The organism is Robertmurraya mangrovi (genome assembly GCF_034427655.1).
In the GTDB taxonomy this organism is placed as follows: domain Bacteria; phylum Bacillota; class Bacilli; order Bacillales; family Cytobacillaceae; genus Robertmurraya_A; species Robertmurraya_A mangrovi.
Window position 1 is genome coordinate 20560 of sequence record NZ_JAXOFX010000029.1, and the last position, 15184, is coordinate 35743.

General features: G+C 37.5%; 14 protein-coding genes, 23 tRNA genes and 2 rRNA genes. 5 read left to right on the forward strand and 34 right to left on the reverse strand.

The window, feature by feature from the left end; translation table 11 throughout:
- Positions 1-95: 95 nt before the first annotated feature.
- From SM124_RS23230 to SM124_RS23245, 4 genes are read right to left on the reverse strand one after another with little or no spacing between them, the layout of a single operon-like run.
- Positions 96-401: an STAS domain-containing protein gene (locus tag SM124_RS23230; RefSeq protein WP_322448870.1), complete on the reverse strand. Its 306-nt coding sequence runs from the start codon at positions 399-401 to the stop codon at positions 96-98.
- 14 nt (positions 402-415) lie between these two features.
- The gene (locus tag SM124_RS23235) at positions 416-814 is read right to left on the reverse strand and encodes an ATP-binding protein (protein WP_322448871.1); all 399 of its coding nucleotides are present in this window, start codon (positions 812-814) and stop codon (positions 416-418) included.
- A 1-nt stretch (position 815) separates the two neighbouring features.
- Complete coding sequence (locus tag SM124_RS23240; RefSeq protein WP_322448872.1) at positions 816-1130, reverse strand: hypothetical protein; 315 nt, start codon at positions 1128-1130, stop codon at positions 816-818.
- 26 nt (positions 1131-1156) lie between these two features.
- Entirely contained in the window at positions 1157-2527 is a 1371-nt protein-coding gene (locus tag SM124_RS23245) for a protoglobin domain-containing protein (RefSeq protein WP_322448873.1), read from the reverse strand.
- A gap of 196 nt (positions 2528-2723) precedes the next feature.
- Here SM124_RS23245 and SM124_RS23250 point away from each other — a divergent pair, with 196 nt between their 5' ends.
- From SM124_RS23250 to SM124_RS23265, 4 genes are all read left to right on the forward strand, one after another.
- On the forward strand, positions 2724-3860 hold the full coding sequence (locus SM124_RS23250; protein WP_322448874.1) for a PP2C family protein-serine/threonine phosphatase: 1137 nt from the start codon (positions 2724-2726) through the stop codon (positions 3858-3860).
- Between the two features lie 99 nt (positions 3861-3959).
- Entirely contained in the window at positions 3960-4328 is a 369-nt protein-coding gene (locus SM124_RS23255) for a group-specific protein (protein ID WP_322448875.1), read from the forward strand.
- Positions 4318-4869 (forward strand): RNA polymerase sigma factor, encoded by a 552-nt coding sequence (locus tag SM124_RS23260; protein ID WP_322448876.1) that lies wholly within the window; start codon positions 4318-4320, stop codon positions 4867-4869. Before SM124_RS23255 ends, SM124_RS23260 begins: the two co-directional genes overlap by 11 nt.
- On the forward strand, positions 4847-5110 hold the full coding sequence (locus SM124_RS23265; RefSeq protein WP_322448877.1) for a hypothetical protein: 264 nt from the start codon (positions 4847-4849) through the stop codon (positions 5108-5110). The genes SM124_RS23260 and SM124_RS23265 overlap by 23 nt, the downstream gene beginning before the upstream one ends.
- A gap of 214 nt (positions 5111-5324) precedes the next feature.
- Here SM124_RS23265 and SM124_RS23270 read toward each other — a convergent pair whose 3' ends face one another.
- Together SM124_RS23270 and SM124_RS23275 are read right to left on the reverse strand one after the other, a co-directional pair.
- Positions 5325-6704, reverse strand: coding sequence for a UDP-N-acetylmuramoyl-tripeptide--D-alanyl-D-alanine ligase (locus tag SM124_RS23270; protein ID WP_322448878.1), 1380 nt, complete (start codon positions 6702-6704; stop codon positions 5325-5327).
- An 82-nt stretch (positions 6705-6786) separates the two neighbouring features.
- The gene (locus SM124_RS23275) at positions 6787-7863 is read right to left on the reverse strand and encodes a D-alanine--D-alanine ligase (protein ID WP_322448879.1); all 1077 of its coding nucleotides are present in this window, start codon (positions 7861-7863) and stop codon (positions 6787-6789) included.
- A gap of 469 nt (positions 7864-8332) precedes the next feature.
- On the opposite strand from SM124_RS23275, the gene SM124_RS23280 reads away from it, so the two are divergent.
- Positions 8333-9523 (forward strand): dicarboxylate/amino acid:cation symporter, encoded by a 1191-nt coding sequence (locus tag SM124_RS23280; protein WP_322448880.1) that lies wholly within the window; start codon positions 8333-8335, stop codon positions 9521-9523.
- 218 nt (positions 9524-9741) lie between these two features.
- Here the strand turns inward: SM124_RS23280 and SM124_RS23285 are convergent, their stop codons facing one another.
- The 28 genes from SM124_RS23285 to SM124_RS23420 form a co-directional block, all read right to left on the reverse strand.
- Complete coding sequence (locus SM124_RS23285; protein ID WP_322448881.1) at positions 9742-10758, reverse strand: DUF4179 domain-containing protein; 1017 nt, start codon at positions 10756-10758, stop codon at positions 9742-9744.
- On the reverse strand, positions 10755-11276 hold the full coding sequence (locus SM124_RS23290; protein ID WP_322448882.1) for a sigma-70 family RNA polymerase sigma factor: 522 nt from the start codon (positions 11274-11276) through the stop codon (positions 10755-10757). The genes SM124_RS23285 and SM124_RS23290 overlap by 4 nt, the downstream gene beginning before the upstream one ends.
- A 135-nt stretch (positions 11277-11411) precedes the next feature.
- Positions 11412-11831, reverse strand: coding sequence for a universal stress protein (locus tag SM124_RS23295; protein ID WP_322448883.1), 420 nt, complete (start codon positions 11829-11831; stop codon positions 11412-11414).
- A 167-nt stretch (positions 11832-11998) separates the two neighbouring features.
- Positions 11999-12072 (reverse strand) — tRNA-Arg (locus SM124_RS23300).
- Positions 12073-12081: 9 nt separating this feature from the next.
- A tRNA-Asn gene (locus SM124_RS23305) sits at positions 12082-12156 on the reverse strand.
- A 200-nt stretch (positions 12157-12356) separates the two neighbouring features.
- A tRNA-Ile gene (locus SM124_RS23310) sits at positions 12357-12433 on the reverse strand.
- A gap of 4 nt (positions 12434-12437) precedes the next feature.
- Positions 12438-12511, reverse strand: a tRNA-Gly gene (locus tag SM124_RS23315).
- Between the two features lie 21 nt (positions 12512-12532).
- Positions 12533-12607: transfer RNA gene (locus tag SM124_RS23320), tRNA-Gln, on the reverse strand.
- 13 nt (positions 12608-12620) lie between these two features.
- A tRNA-His gene (locus SM124_RS23325) sits at positions 12621-12696 on the reverse strand.
- A 12-nt stretch (positions 12697-12708) separates the two neighbouring features.
- Positions 12709-12782 (reverse strand) — tRNA-Trp (locus SM124_RS23330).
- A gap of 10 nt (positions 12783-12792) precedes the next feature.
- Positions 12793-12876 (reverse strand) — tRNA-Tyr (locus SM124_RS23335).
- A 40-nt stretch (positions 12877-12916) separates the two neighbouring features.
- Positions 12917-12992, reverse strand: a tRNA-Asp gene (locus tag SM124_RS23340).
- 10 nt (positions 12993-13002) lie between these two features.
- A tRNA-Met gene (locus tag SM124_RS23345) sits at positions 13003-13076 on the reverse strand.
- 180 nt (positions 13077-13256) lie between these two features.
- Positions 13257-13349 (reverse strand) — tRNA-Ser (locus SM124_RS23350).
- 13 nt (positions 13350-13362) lie between these two features.
- Positions 13363-13439, reverse strand: a tRNA-Ile gene (locus SM124_RS23355).
- A gap of 49 nt (positions 13440-13488) precedes the next feature.
- A tRNA-Met gene (locus SM124_RS23360) sits at positions 13489-13565 on the reverse strand.
- 84 nt (positions 13566-13649) lie between these two features.
- Positions 13650-13722: transfer RNA gene (locus SM124_RS23365), tRNA-Ala, on the reverse strand.
- 15 nt (positions 13723-13737) lie between these two features.
- A tRNA-Pro gene (locus SM124_RS23370) sits at positions 13738-13814 on the reverse strand.
- Positions 13815-13846: 32 nt separating this feature from the next.
- Positions 13847-13923, reverse strand: a tRNA-Arg gene (locus tag SM124_RS23375).
- A 61-nt stretch (positions 13924-13984) separates the two neighbouring features.
- A tRNA-Leu gene (locus tag SM124_RS23380) sits at positions 13985-14070 on the reverse strand.
- Between the two features lie 8 nt (positions 14071-14078).
- Positions 14079-14153, reverse strand: a tRNA-Gly gene (locus SM124_RS23385).
- A 36-nt stretch (positions 14154-14189) separates the two neighbouring features.
- A tRNA-Leu gene (locus SM124_RS23390) sits at positions 14190-14271 on the reverse strand.
- A 37-nt stretch (positions 14272-14308) separates the two neighbouring features.
- Positions 14309-14381: transfer RNA gene (locus SM124_RS23395), tRNA-Lys, on the reverse strand.
- A gap of 20 nt (positions 14382-14401) precedes the next feature.
- Positions 14402-14477 (reverse strand) — tRNA-Thr (locus SM124_RS23400).
- A 90-nt stretch (positions 14478-14567) separates the two neighbouring features.
- A tRNA-Val gene (locus tag SM124_RS23405) sits at positions 14568-14643 on the reverse strand.
- A 92-nt stretch (positions 14644-14735) separates the two neighbouring features.
- Positions 14736-14810, reverse strand: a tRNA-Glu gene (locus tag SM124_RS23410).
- A gap of 27 nt (positions 14811-14837) precedes the next feature.
- Positions 14838-14954, reverse strand: a 5S ribosomal RNA gene (gene rrf, locus SM124_RS23415).
- A 54-nt stretch (positions 14955-15008) separates the two neighbouring features.
- A 23S ribosomal RNA gene (locus SM124_RS23420) occupies positions 15009-15184 on the reverse strand; the annotation flags it as partial.

Below are 15184 nucleotides of genomic sequence, written 5' to 3' on the forward strand. Positions count from 1 at the left end.
CTATACCTATTTACCCCAAAGATACTAATAAAAAGCCTTGATAATCACTAGTACCTCAAAAAACTTGCACCCCCATTTAAGGGCACAAGTTTACTTTAAGGCCTTATGGTTGCAAACTGATCTAGCTTACAAATTTTCAATATATTTTGTACAGGCTCACTAACATGTATGAGCTCGACTTCCACCTTTCTTGTCATCGGATGGATCCATTTTAAAAGCAAGCTGATTCCTGAACTATCTACAAATCTTACTTTCGAGAAGTCAATCGTTACTTTACGAACATGATCTTTAAGGTTGAAATCAGTAAGCTCCGTTTCTAACTGATGTGAAGTTTCAAAATGTAAATCACTGTGGAAACTAGCATGAAGAATCTCGCCTTTGATTAAAAAATTGATCAACATTACTTTTTTCACCTCTAATCCTTTTTAAACACCATTTTTGCTATCTTACCTCTTTGTTCTACCAAAAACATGTCGCATATTTGTTGAACAATATATAAGCCTCTGCCACCGATTTGTTCTACACTAGGACATAAATCTCCAATAAGATGCTCCGAATCAAAATCACTACCTTCTGAAATGATGGTGATTTCTATTTCTCTATCATTTTCAAGTTTTAGAACAACAATTTCACGACAAGAATGTTCATTACCGTGCACGATATAGTTCGTAAAAATCTCCCAAAGAGCCAGTTTAATATTGAAACGAAGAGTATCCGAGCAGAGGTTGCTTTTTAAATAGTCAATCGTCTCTAGGACCCTTTCTATGCTTACAGAGAGATTTGACTTTGTTAACTCATGAATACATATTTTCATATCATTTCACAGTTCTTAATCGTTCTAATAACGTTTTTAAATACGGATTTGTATAATTCCCTTGGTGTTCTAAACGATAGACTTGGCTCCAAAGTGAGTTATAAATCGATCGATAACATTCATCTACTTGTCCATCATAGGATCTCTGTAAATGCATCAGGCGAAACTTGGCATAGTTTCTTTCTTCTTTGCCATTCTTGATTTGACCTACATCAATACGGATAATTCGTTCATTGGCCTCGTTCAAGAGAGCAGTTGTCATTTCTTCTAAATTTTTATATTCCATCTTATCAAATTTCAAACGAACTTCCTGCATTTACTTCATACCCCCTCATCTCAACGTCAATTACGAAATTTATCTGATAACTCATTGTTTAAATAACTTAATTGTTCCGCCATATCGGCTATTTGGTATGAAGCCTCTGAAATTTCCTCAAAAGTCTTTTTAAAATCATTTATAAACCCACTGAAATTATGAATTCTACCATCACTTGTTTTCACACTTTCAACAGATGTCTCAAGTATTTGGATGATAGATCGGTTAGAATCCCTAAAAAGACTAGTTTCTTCAACAATATGATGAAAACTTTGTTCAAACTTGTCTATTGTCTTTTGAACCGTTCCAATCTGGCCTTGAATATGATCTAGCGCGTGTTCTGTTTGATGGGCAAGCTTTCGAACCTCTTGGGCAACGATAGAAAATCCTCTCCCATGTTCCCCTGCTCGAGCAGCCTCAATGGCAGCATTTAGAGATAAGATATTCGTCTGATTTGAAATACCTCTGATTGTTTTTACTACTTGTCCAATTTTGGTCGAACTTTCACTTAACTCTTGTGTTAGTGCTTTTGTCGTTTCAATTAAATCGACTACTTGATCTACTTTTGTTAAAGCAGAAGATACTTCTTGCTTTCCATCATCTACTGATTCAATCATCTCTTTAGATGCATTCATGATCGAATCGATTTCTGAGAGCATTTGATTTACTAACATTTCTTTGTCCGCAATAGATGAGGTTGTTTCCTCTGCACTTGCTGCAAGCATAGATGCAGAGTCATTTAATCTATACTGAAGTTCTTCTATTTCATTTAATTTCATCATTGAAGAGGTATAAGATTCAATATAAGTCTCTATCCCAATTTGCATATCAAAAGAACATAATCGTTGAAATGAGGAATAGTAATCCATTGCCTCTTCAAAGGAATCACATTCTTGTGATAAGACCTGCAGCATCTCATTCTGGATTAACGTATAGGCACCTATATACCATTCTGGAAAGAGTCCAATCCGATTATGAACATTGCCTATTACCTTTCTTCTAATCACATACTGTTCTCCAATTTCTCCTGAGACCATATCTAGTAAGTATTGAACAAGCGTTTTCTTTAACTTCTCAATCGTTGAATGCTTTTCAATAATCCCCATGAGGTTTGACATTTCTTGAAGGCGTGTATAGAAGGCATTTACAATTCTAGGTGCATTTTTCTCCATAATGGGACGCATATGGGTTAATTTTTGAATATCCACTTCAGTTAACCCGACAAATTGAATTTGATTGGACTCCTTTCCCCTTAATAGCCCCTCAAAACTCCGATTGCTAATCCCGTTTGGTCTGGTTTCTTGATATTGAACATTTTTCTTAAGAGCAGTTTTATGAAAAAAGCTAGCTGCACCTTTTTCATTTTTAAATAATGCCTTAAATGGACATCCGCTCATGTTCGTCCTCCTAATCAAATGCAAGACTTTTTTCCTAATAATATAGTAAGTATATATGAGACTATTGACTCTCGGGTTTTAGAGTTATAACAAAATTATGAATTTTTTTCTAAACATTGGACTATTTTCCAAATGAGTGGATTCTTTATGGTAGAATCAAAATTTAATAGTGATTTTTTTGGCAAGGAGACAGAACATGGCAATATATTTATTACATTCCAATCATTCAGTTGAAAGAAGGCTAAAGGAAGTTCTCCAAAAAGAACATCAGGAAGTTTATATTGTTCGTATCGAAAGTCTACAGAACCATTCGGGGCCATTAAGAATTAAACCCCAGTCTCTCTTTATAATAAGTGGGGAATTTAATAGTTCTTCCGTTCAACTAGCTTGTCAATTCTGTTATCAACATCAGTTACCTTTACTCGCCATCGTTAGCAAAAATAGCTTTCAACTCGAATCCTTACCAGAACCAGGGTTCCTTCTAGATATTGTTACCGATCCTTCTGATATAGAAATTCTTCTCCGTGTTCGTCTTCTCTTAAAATACGAGAGGGAGGTAACGAAAAGAAAAAGTAAAGAGAAAGAGTTAGAAAATGCTCTTAGTCATATAACAAATGATCTTTCTTTTGCAAAAAAAATACAGCAACTTGTTTTACCGAAAAACTTCTCAGAGTACTCCATCAACATCAGCGCTATCTATGAACCTTCCGAGTTACTATCTGGTGACCTTTATTTTTGGACAAAGATTTCATCCCATGAATATGGCTTAATTTTAATTGATGTTAGCGGTCATGGAGTCCATGCTGCATTAGTTAGTATGGCTATGAGATCCTTATTTCCAGGGTTATTAAAAAGGGTAAAAGAACCTGAAAGAATCGCAAAGGAACTAAACGAACATATGTTAAGAATGTTTAAAAAGTTAGGACAAGAAAAGTATGTAACCTCATACTTCACTGCCTTTATCCTCTATATAGATACAAAAAACAAATCCATTAATTACGTAAATGCTGGCCATCAACCAGGCTTGTTAGCAATAAACGGAGCCGTACATAAACTCGAAAAAGGAATGGTACCCATCGGTCTCATTCCTGAACCCTCTATTGAATGTGAAACCATTCCGTATGAAGCAATCACTAGACTTCTGTTATTTACCGACGGCTTAACAGAAACACCGTATTCAATTAAAGATAACCGTACGGAGGATGTTAAAGACTTGTTTATCAAATATGACAACCTGGCAGAAAATTTAATCCTACAAAAGCTCTTATTAGAAAGAAAAAAAGTCGCACCTATCAACGATGACATTTGTGCCATTTATATCACACTAAAATAGTGAGTTGTATTTTCCTATATTTTTTTAAAAAAATGTTTGAACCATTTTAATCTCTCAGTTGTATAAGAGATAAACATAAACAAAAGTGAGGGATTTTAAATGGATAAAGGCTTCTATATTTCACTGATAGTACAAGTGATTTTAATAACGATGATTTTAGCTTTTGTTATTCCAATGGACAGAAAATACATTGTAAGAGAAAAAGGAAAGATCAATTTCAAAAAATCAAAAATACTATTAAGATGGAATGTTTTTGACACGATTGCAGTGGGGATTGCTTTTTATGCTATTGTCTGTGTTCAAGTTCTAAATTTTCTTGTCTCTGGTGGTCTTACAATTGAAAATAATTATGTTCAATTTTTTACAAACCAAGGTCAATCTTGGACAATCGTTGGGGCCGTCTACTTAATTACTAGATTGTCATTGGTGTTAAAAGGAGTGAAGGAGATATACGGAGATGTCCGTTAATGAAAACAAAGTTAGCCAGCTAATCCAAAAATTCCAAGAAGGTGATAAAGAAGCCTTTGATCAGCTCTATGTCCTGTTTAAGCCTTCTTTATATGCTTTCCTATTTCGGTTTACAAAGGATGAGCAATTTTGTATAGACATAGTTCAAGATGCTTTTTTAAAACTACATGAGAACGTTCATAGGTATGATTCAAACAAAGCAAGTCTCAAAACATACTTATTTCAAATTGCCTATAACCTCATGATTAACAAGCTCAATCGAAGAAAGAAATGGGAAAAACTGATTCCCTTTTTAATCCCTAGACACTCCCAAACCATTCATCAGGATGAATCGTTAACCATTCGAGAAGCGATACTCCAATTGTCAGAGTCTCATCGAGCAATCATTATTTTAAGCTATTATCACGAAATGACTCAAAATGAAATTTCAGAAGTCGTTGGAATTCCAGTTGGTACAGTTAAATCTCGTCTACACCACGCTATCAATAAACTTCGTGAATTTCTGGAGGTGGACCTACATGGACAAGAAAAAGCAAAATGAAGAATTCTTAAAGCCTGATCCCTTACTAAAGATGCATTTAGATTCTTATCAAGTTGACATTCCTGACTTTCCAATGAAGAAAAACAGATTTTCAAGATTAATAGGCTATTTAGCCTCTCCAACTAATAACCCATTTGAAGGTTATGTAAATCTATCAGGGAGCCTAGTGGTATTATCTGTCTCTCCTATTCTTATTGGATTGGTATTAATGGGAATTCAAATTTTAAGAGTTAGTTTGTAAACAGATTGTCCAACGGTTGTTTGCTGAATTGAGATCTATAAAAAAATCCCCTTACTGAACGAATGGTTCACTCTAAGTAAGGGGATTTTTTCCTTCTATACTCGTGTCAACAGGAACACTACAAAACTGTATCAATAACTTTAATGAATTATTCACTAATTTTGCATATGGATATTTAAATCCATATGCAAAATTTTGAATGGCTTCATTCATCTTAAAGCTGCTGTAAAGCTCTAACAACTTCTTCTAACTTCATACCTCGAGAGCCCTTGACTAAAATCAAAGTACAATCATTTGTCACTTCTCTTAAGTCTTCAATGAGCTTTTCTTTTTCTAAATAAGATTTCACTCTGTCCTCAGGCATAACGAAACGTGCCCCTTCAGCAATGGATTCTCCTAGTTTTCCAAAAGTAAAAACATATTGAACCTTATCGCTATCTAACGTTTTTCCTATCTCGACATGGTAGGCTTTTTCTTCAGAACCTAGTTCAAGCATATCTCCAAGGACTAAAATTTTGTTCTCATATCCTGGTAAGTTGGATACTAATTCAATTGCTGCTTTCATAGAAGTCGGACTTGCGTTATATGCGTCATTAATCACTTTTTCCCCTTTATATCCCTCTACTAACTCCATACGCATGTTAGTTAACTTTAAGGATGAAAAAGCATGATTCATTTTTTCAAAAGGAATGGCAAAATGATTCGCCGTTAACATAGCTGCTAGCGCATTTAATATATTATGTATTCCTAGTACTGGCAAATGAAACGTTAAATCACTGAGGCTTGTTTTAAACTCACTTCCGTTATCATGTTGGGTGATCTCTTTTGGAAAAAGATCGTTCGATTCTAAGCGACCAAATGTCTTTAACGTTGCATTACCTTTATACGTACTTAAAGTGTTTGTTAATAGTGGTTCATCCCCATGAAAAACGATAAGGCCATCTTCTTGTAAGCCTTGGATAATTTCTAACTTGGCTTCAGCTATCCCTTCTCTAGAACCTAAATCTTGAAGGTGTGATTCACCTATATTTGTTATCATTACCACATTTGGACGAGCTAATTTAGTGAGAAACTCAATTTCCCCCTTCGCACTCATCCCCATTTCTAATACGGCTATTTCTGTATCCTCTTCTAAGGAAAGCACGGTTAATGGAAGCCCAATATGGTTGTTGTAGTTACCTTCTGTTTTTTGAACCTTATATTGAACAGACAACAAACTAGCTGTCATGTCTTTCGTTGTCGTTTTCCCGTTACTTCCTGTTATTCCAACTACTTTTACATCTAATTCGTTACGGTAACTCCTAGCTAACTCTTGAAGAGCAATTAGGGTATCTTTAACCATAATAATCGGTAGATGCAGTGGGGGGTTAGGAACATCCTGTTGCCAAAATGCTGCAGCAGCACCTTTTTCAATGGCCTCTTCTACAAACTTGTGCCCATCTGAATGCTCTCCTTTGAAAGGAACAAACAGATTACCTTCTTCAATTTTTCTTGAATCAATGGAAATCCCTTTGATACTAACCGATCCATGTATATTTAAATCATTTTCAACTGTAATCATCTTCGCTATTTGAAAAAGACTTTTTTTAATCAATGTATTCCCTCCTTCTTTATTTATATTAAAATAGGCCGACAAAGTAAGGGTCTGACCCCATACATTGTCAGCCTTTGGCATCTTAAAAAGTATGTTTTATCTTTTGTTTTTGAGTGTGTCTGTCAATTCCAAGCTCTACTAAACGCTCGATTAATTGAGGATACTCTACACCCGTATGTTTCCATAATAAAGGAAACATGCTGAAAGGTGTGAATCCTGGCATAGTATTTACTTCATTGATATATATTTTCCCTTCTTTCGTAACAAAGAAGTCTGCTCTAACTAAACCTGAGCAATCAAGTGCTTGGAAAGCTTTAATAGACATTTCCCTTAATGTTTTGTACTCTTCCTCTGTAATTTCTGCAGGAATAATTAATGCTGTATTTCCATCTTCATATTTTGCCTTATAATCGTAAAATTCAACCTTTGGAACAATTTCTCCAGCTACTGAACATTCTGGATAGTCATTTCCTAATACACCTAGTTCAATTTCACGGGCTACAACGCCTTCTTCAACAATAATTTTACGATCAAACTGGAACGCCTCTTCAAATGCAGCCGCCAATTCAGCTCGATTTGAACATTTACTAATTCCTACACTAGATCCAAGGTTTGCAGGTTTAACGAAACATGGATAGCCCAGCTCGGTTTCAACATGAGCATACGCTTGCTCCGGGGAAGTTTCCCAATTGCCTCTAATAAAAGAAACATAATGAACTTGCGGGAGTCCTGCTTGAGCAAAGATATTTTTCATTATCACTTTATCCATTCCAGCTGAAGAAGATAATACTCCGTTACCCACATATGGAAGGTTCAATAGCTCTAATAATCCCTGTACTGTGCCATCTTCACCATTCGGACCATGTAATAATGGAAAAATAACATCAAAAGGACCCTTTTGTTCACTTGCTTGGAACAATGTTGGTGCTAATGCCGTTGGAGATAGCGCTTCTCCTTGGCTGAATTCTAGTTCCTTTACGGTTTCAACTGGTCCTGTTAGTAAAGGACCCTTCACCCATTGACCTTCTTTTGTAATATAGATAGGATGAACCTCAAATTTGCTATGGTCTAACGCCTTAATAACAGCTAATGCCGTTTGCATCGAAACTTTATGTTCAGCCGATTTCCCGCCGTATAATAAACCAATTTTTGTTTTCATTTAAGTACCTCCATATTCAAATAACCGCTTTTTACATGAGAAATCGTAAAATTGAAAAATATAGAATCTTGAATGTCGCTTCTCATGTATGTACTCCAATTTAGCTTTGTGCCTTTATTATTTTATCACTTATTAAATTTAGATAGGAGTGATACAAGATTAGATTATACTTGAAAATATTTCAAAACTTTTAACTTGTTGCCTCGCTAAGATACAGAACACTTCTCTTTACTTATATGTATGTATTATACTGCTTGCTTCAATCCTTACAAAACAAAAACTTAAAGATTAGAGGGAAACCCACTAAAATATTATTCTATTTTTAATTATTTTTATATGCGATCCCTTTATTGTCAAAATATATTGAATATTATTATTTTAATAGAATAATAATTTCCATCTTAACATTTCAACAAAAAGAGTGTATAATCCACCTTAAGAAAACAATTGTATTTTTTAGGAGGACATCATGAAAAAGTTTAGTTTGCTTCCCAGAATTATTTTAGCCATTGGAGCAGGTATCGTTATCGGTTCCGTGTCTCCAGATTGGATCATTAAATTATTTGCTACTTTTAACGGGCTGTTTGGTAATTTCTTAGGTTTTGCCATCCCTCTAATCATTATCGGATTTATTGCGCCTGGAATTGGAACGATGGGCAGAGGAGCAGGTAAGCTACTTGGAATTACAACTAGTATCGCTTACGTGTCCACTGTAATTGCTGGGCTGGTAGCCTTTTTCTCAGCTAGCTTCCTTTATCCAACTTTATTAAAGAATCAAAGTTTCAAAGAATTTGAGAATCCAGAAGAATCTCTATTAGCTCCTTTCTTTAAGGTGGACATGCCCCCTGTTATGGGTGTTATGACTGCTCTCTTATTAGCTTTTACGATTGGACTTGGACTAGCCGCATTAAAAAGTGATGCATTACAAAATGTGATGAATGATTTCCGCAGTATCATTGAAAAATTAATTAATGCTATTATCATTCCTTTATTACCTATTCATATTTTCGGTATTTTTGCTAACATGACACATGCTGGCCAAGTGGGCGATATTATGGCCGTATTTGCAAAAGTCTTTGTTATGATTGTTGCTCTTCATCTTATATATTTATTATTCCAATACAGCGCAGCAGGAGCTGTTTCAAAAAGAAACCCTTTAAAACTAATAAAAGAAATGTTACCGGCATACTTTACGGCATTAGGAACACAGTCTTCTGCTTCAACTATTCCAGTAACACTAAAACATGCGAAAAAATTAGGGGCACGTGAAAAAGTAGCAGATTTCTCGATTCCACTTCTAGCTACTATACACTTATCTGGAAGTACTATTACTCTAGTGAGTTGTGCTATAGCTGTCATGGTCCTGCAAGGTCAAACAGTTGGCTTTATGACGATTCTTCCTTTTATTTTAATGCTAGGAATTACAATGATTGCTGCACCAGGTGTACCAGGTGGCGCGGTCATGGCTGCACTCGGTTTGTTAGAAACGATGCTAGGTTTTGACTCTATGATGCTCTCTCTAATGATTGCTTTATACCTAGCACAAGATAGCTTTGGAACAGCATGTAATGTAACAGGGGACGGTGCAATCACTGTTTTAGCTGATAAAATGAGCGGAAATGATACTATTTCTAATAAATCAGCGGTAAAAGCGAGTTAATTATGCAAAAAAGAGCTTAAAATATAAGCTCTTTTTTGTTTGCATAACTGGATATCATCAATTTGATTGGGTATATCTTCGGAAAGGAGCAATATATCATCGATTTTAACCTTTTTATCATCGAATTTTTCAAAATATCGTTTTTTCGACAAATCAGGGGATAAGTCCGTACAATTGTGTAAAAGATATGAGTCGTTTTATTCCCTCTTGTCTACAAATCAGGATCCAATTTCAACCTCTACCTCTAAACCTTTAATCTTGCTCACATCTAACCTCTCATGGTTTAGCTCTGTTGGTCTTAATATAATTGATTTTGGAATTTCAGAAGATGGAGAAAAAACTAATTTATATCTTTGGCCTAGTTTATCTTTGTTGATCTTTCCAGAGCTAGAAATCATCCCTAACATTTGACCCTTATCATCAATTAACTCAAAATTAGTATAATGTAACTTATTTTGTTTTGATTCCACTATTTTCACTAGTACTTCGGTCGAACTAACAGAAAAAGTTAGTTTTTCTAAAATAACAGAAGTCCCACCATAGTTTTTTGTAGCCATTGGCATGATAGATTTACTATCCTTATCACTTTTTGTTACTGGAAAAGTAAAATGCCAATCACCATTTATATCTCCAAGTTTTTCAATCCCCATATCTAGCTGAAAATGATCTTTTAGTGACCCTTCTATATTTAAATGAAAAACACCTGCAAGTTTGTTTTCACTAATTTTTGTACTACTTCCACCTACCCCATATGTCCCTAAGGGTTTTCCGTCCATTTGAAAGTTCATTTTGGGGTTCAAAAGGCTATCTAATTTTTCCTCAGATTCTAATAAATATCCAATCGATATCATCGTCCCATCATGGAGGACCTCAGTTACAGTAACCTTAATTCCTTCATCAACTGCGCTTTCTCCTATTGTTGACACCATCCCTTTCTCACGGGCTTTATTTAAACTTTCTTCCCCTATTAATTGAAAGACTGATTCAAAGACGGGAATCTGCTTAATTGTATCCGCTAAGCTTGTTGACGTTGTACCAATACCTATGGCTACTGCAACTATAGATGCCGTTGCAATAGATGCTAATTTCTTTCTCTTGTAAAATATAGATCTACTCTTTCTTTCAGGTAAAGAATGTAATGTCTCAGTCACTCGATCTTTAACTACATCAGGAATTACAAGCTTTTTACCCTTCAAATGTTTTTTTATTTCTAGATCCAGATTTTGATTACTCATGGTAACAGCTTCTTCCCTTCATATTGAAATAATCTAGACAATTCATTCCTTGCTCGGCTCAATCTTGATTTAACTGTCCCTTCCGGAATTTCTAAAGTCTGTGCAATTTGCTTTACACTCAAATCTTCAAAATAATAAAGAATAACCAACATTCGAGTTTCTTCATTAAGGGAGTTTACGACCTCGTTCACCTCTATTTCATCGTAGGAACCTGTTTGTGTAACTGGTTCCTTCCATCCCTCTAAAGGAATCACTTTCTGTTTTGAACGTAGTATCTGATTGCATACATTAATTAAGATTCTTATTAACCAGGTCTTGAAAAATTTTGGTTCCTTTAATGATTCGATGGAGGTGTATGCCTTTAGAATCGTTTCCTGAATGGCATCCGCACAGTCTTCATCGGACTTTACTATCGATTTCGCTATTCGATACATTGTGCTCTCACTTGCTTCTATGATTCGAATAAAAGCTTCTTTATTCCCTTTACGAGCACTTGTCACATCCAATAAATCAAACAAGCTGAATACTCCCTTCTCTAACTAACTACTAATTAGATAAAAGATTTCTACATACGGTTCACTTTTTTTTAAAAATTTTTAAAAACACAAAAAAGACGACCCATTACAGTCGCCGTGTTTAGAGAAAAAGGAGCCTTATTTTACAATCATCACCGGTGCCTTTACTCTCTTTGCCACTTTATGACTCACACTTCCTAAAACCATTTCTTGAAATTTATTTAACCCTCGGCTCCCGATAACAACGAGATCAAAATGATTGGAATTAGCATAATTAACAATCGTTGGGCCCGGTTCTCCGTGTAAAATCTCTATTTTATATGTAATATTTTTTTCCTGAAGCTTCTCTTCTATGGGTGCTAATCTTTTCTTGCGTTTTTCTTCCACAACGGTTTGGTCATAATGATGAAGGATATCTTCTTTTGATCTTTGACCGTCAATAACATAGATAACAGTCATCTCTCCATTTGGGTTATCTTCTAATAAATGCAATGATTTTTCAAAACTACGAATAGAATGAGCAGAGCCATCTGCCGCAAGTAAAATTTTATTAAACATATCCTCACCCCTGTTAAATCTATTATAAAGTAATCTTCATTAAGTGAGGAAAAAAGTTTTTATAAAAGTTACCATTATACTTTGTAGAACAGATGTTGAATTTCCTCTGAACTAGACACCAAACCTCATTATATAAAAAAAACCAACTCGTTATGAGTTGGTTTTTACGCGCCTTAGAGGATTCGAACCTCTGACACACGGCTTAGAAGGCCGTTGCTCTATCCAGCTGAGCTAAAGGCGCAAATATGTATGGCTCCGCAGGTAGGACTCGAACCTACGACCGTTCGGTTAACAGCCGAATGCTCTACCACTGAGCTACTGCGGAATAGTTAGTATTAGCTTCCTGTATCTATCTTACTTTGCCGAATGTCCCCATCTCAGAAAGTAAAGCAAGAAGTGTCTCGATGGGTACAACTCGTAGCAAATTCAATGATGAATTGCTCGTTGCTCTACCACTGAGCTACTGCGGAATAGTTAATGTAAATATATTATACTCGATTAATTAGTAATTATACAACTAATTAATGGTGGGCCTAAATGGACTCGAACCATCGACCTCACGCTTATCAGGCGTGCGCTCTAACCAGCTGAGCTATAGGCCCCAATTGGAGCGGGTGATGAGAATCGAACTCACGACATCAGCTTGGAAGGCTGAGGTTTTACCATTAAACTACACCCGCAATGGATTTATAAAAATAAAATGGCTGGGCTAGCTGGATTCGAACCAACGCATGTCGCAGTCAAAGTGCGATGCCTTACCGCTTGGCTATAGCCCAAAAAAATGATAAATGGGGCGACTGATGGGAATCGAACCCACGAATGTCGGAACCACAATCCGATGCGTTAACCACTTCGCCACAATCGCCATAGTTTTCCTTGGCAGGGGTAGTAGGAATCGAACCCACACCAAAGGTTTTGGAGACCTTCGTTCTACCTTTAAACTATACCCCTAAATTAAAAATGGTGGAGGGGGACGGATTCGAACCGCCGAACCCTAAGGAGCGGATTTACAGTCCGCCGCGTTTAGCCACTTCGCTACCCCTCCGAGTTATCCATTAGGGTAAATAATATATATATGATTATAATGGCGGTCCCGACGGGAATCGAACCCGCGATCTCCTGCGTGACAGGCAGGCATGTTAACCGCTACACCACGGGACCAGATGGATGATTGCGGGGACAGGATTTGAACCTGCGACCTTCGGGTTATGAGCCCGACGAGCTACCGGACTGCTCCACCCCGCGATAATAATATTTATATCATATTGCACATGCTCTTTATTAAGCATTACCTATTCCGATAAACCGCCCCGATTTCGGAAAGAATCTCAAGAAGTGGCTCAATCAGTGCGCTGTAGAGTATTCGAAGAAGCATATTCGACCGTGCTCCACCCCGCGATAATAATAACCTATTCTTTTAGAAAATGGAGGAGGTAGAGGGATTCGAACCCCCGCGCGGTTTGACCCGCCTGTCGGTTTTCAAGACCGATCCCTTCAGCCGGACTTGGGTATACCTCCGATGTTAAACAAATGGTGGACCTTGTAGGACTCGAACCTACGACCGGACGGTTATGAGCCGTCTGCTCTAACCAGCTGAGCTAAAGGTCCTTTCTAAGAGATCTTAACTCAATGCTACTTACACCATTTAAAGATTAATTGGTAGCGGCGGAGGGAGTCGAACCCACGACCTCACGGGTATGAACCGTACGCTCTAGCCAGCTGAGCTACACCGCCAAAATTTTAAGTGTGATTCATTCTACTACGAAATGAGTTGAATGGAGATTCTTTTCACCACTACGTTACGAAAAAAAATCTAAGTGGAGCCTAGCGGGATCGAACCGCTGACCTCCTGCGTGCAAGGCAGGCGCTCTCCCAGCTGAGCTAAGGCCCCATATTAATATAATCATGGTCGGGAAGACAGGATTCGAACCTGCGACCCCTTGGTCCCAAACCAAGTGCTCTACCAAGCTGAGCTACTCCCCGTTTGTATCAAGTTGCAACTGCTTGATAATTAATGGCGCGCCCGAAAGGAGTCGAACCCATAACCTTCTGATCCGTAGTCAGACGCTCTATCCAATTGAGCTACGGGCGCTTATTAATCTTTTATCTTATAGTTTGTTGGAAACTTCTTTTGCTTTTGCAAAAAAGTTAAGTGCCGAGGACCGGAATCGAACCGGTACGGTAGTCACCTACCGCAGGATTTTAAGTCCTGTGCGTCTGCCAGTTCCGCCACCCCGGCATATCTTCTGGAGCGGAAGACGGGATTCGAACCCGCGACCCCCACCTTGGCAAGGTGGTGTTCTACCACTGAACTACTTCCGCAATATATATCTTCCATAATACTTTTATAAATATAAATGCGGGTGAAGGGAGTCGAACCCCCACGCCTTGCGGCGCTAGATCCTAAGTCTAGTGCGTCTGCCAATTCCGCCACACCCGCAATATAATTAAAGAAAAGCTTTTTTACTTAAGAAAAGTGAGCCATGGAGGACTCGAACCTCCGACCCTCTGATTAAAAGTCAGATGCTCTACCAACTGAGCTAATGGCTCATTTTAAGACAAAAATAAAATGGTGCCGGCGATAGGAGTCGAACCCACGACCTACTGATTACAAGTCAGTTGCTCTACCAACTGAGCTACACCGGCAACATTAATATAGTAACTTTTTACTACACTTCGTTTCGTAAAATATTAAGGAAAACTCTTTTTACTACACTTCGTTTCGTAAAAAAGTATTGGTGGAGGATGACGGGATCGAACCGCCGACCCCCTGCTTGTAAGGCAGGTGCTCTCCCAGCTGAGCTAATCCTCCAAATATGAAATTTCTTTTACTACACTATCGCTTCTTGAGAGAAAAATTAAGGATGTTTCTTTTTACTCCGCTATCGCTTCGTAAAAAAAACTTGGTGACCCATACGGGATTCGAACCCGTGTTACCGCCGTGAAAGGGCGGTGTCTTAACCGCTTGACCAATGGGCCACTGTATGAATAACCCAAAACGGGTTAGCCTGGCGACGTCCTACTCTCACAAGGGGACAGCCCCTAACTACCATCGGCGCTGAGAAGCTTAACTTCCGTGTTCGGTATGGGAACGGGTGTGACCTTCTCGCCATCGCCACCAGACTATTGAAGGATTATTCCTTCAAAACTAGATAACTGACAATCATCATTAAAGTTATGGTTAAGTCCTCGATCGATTAGTATCAGTCAGCTCCACACGTCACCGTGCTTCCACCTCTGACCTATCTACCTGATCATCTTTCAGGGATCTTACTAGCTTGCGCTATGGGAAATCTCATCTTGAGGGGGGCTTCATGCTTAGATGCTTTCAGCACTTATCCCTTCCGCACATA

What these genes read in the sequence shown, in the direction of transcription:
- SM124_RS23230 (WP_322448870.1), bottom strand. Translation starts at nt 401, where the DNA reads ATGTTGATCAATTTTTTAATCAAAGGCGAGATTCTTCATGCTAGTTTC.
- SM124_RS23235 (WP_322448871.1), bottom strand. Translation starts at nt 814, where the DNA reads ATGAAAATATGTATTCATGAGTTAACAAAGTCAAATCTCTCTGTAAGC.
- SM124_RS23240 (WP_322448872.1), bottom strand. Translation starts at nt 1,130, where the DNA reads ATGCAGGAAGTTCGTTTGAAATTTGATAAGATGGAATATAAAAATTTA.
- SM124_RS23245 (WP_322448873.1), bottom strand. Translation starts at nt 2,527, where the DNA reads ATGAGCGGATGTCCATTTAAGGCATTATTTAAAAATGAAAAAGGTGCA.
- SM124_RS23250 (WP_322448874.1), top strand. Translation starts at nt 2,724, where the DNA reads ATGGCAATATATTTATTACATTCCAATCATTCAGTTGAAAGAAGGCTA.
- SM124_RS23255 (WP_322448875.1), top strand. Translation starts at nt 3,960, where the DNA reads ATGGATAAAGGCTTCTATATTTCACTGATAGTACAAGTGATTTTAATA.
- SM124_RS23260 (WP_322448876.1), top strand. Translation starts at nt 4,318, where the DNA reads ATGTCCGTTAATGAAAACAAAGTTAGCCAGCTAATCCAAAAATTCCAA.
- SM124_RS23265 (WP_322448877.1), top strand. Translation starts at nt 4,847, where the DNA reads ATGGACAAGAAAAAGCAAAATGAAGAATTCTTAAAGCCTGATCCCTTA.
- SM124_RS23275 (WP_322448879.1), bottom strand. Translation starts at nt 7,863, where the DNA reads ATGAAAACAAAAATTGGTTTATTATACGGCGGGAAATCGGCTGAACAT.
- SM124_RS23280 (WP_322448880.1), top strand. Translation starts at nt 8,333, where the DNA reads ATGAAAAAGTTTAGTTTGCTTCCCAGAATTATTTTAGCCATTGGAGCA.
- SM124_RS23285 (WP_322448881.1), bottom strand. Translation starts at nt 10,758, where the DNA reads ATGAGTAATCAAAATCTGGATCTAGAAATAAAAAAACATTTGAAGGGT.
- SM124_RS23295 (WP_322448883.1), bottom strand. Translation starts at nt 11,831, where the DNA reads ATGTTTAATAAAATTTTACTTGCGGCAGATGGCTCTGCTCATTCTATT.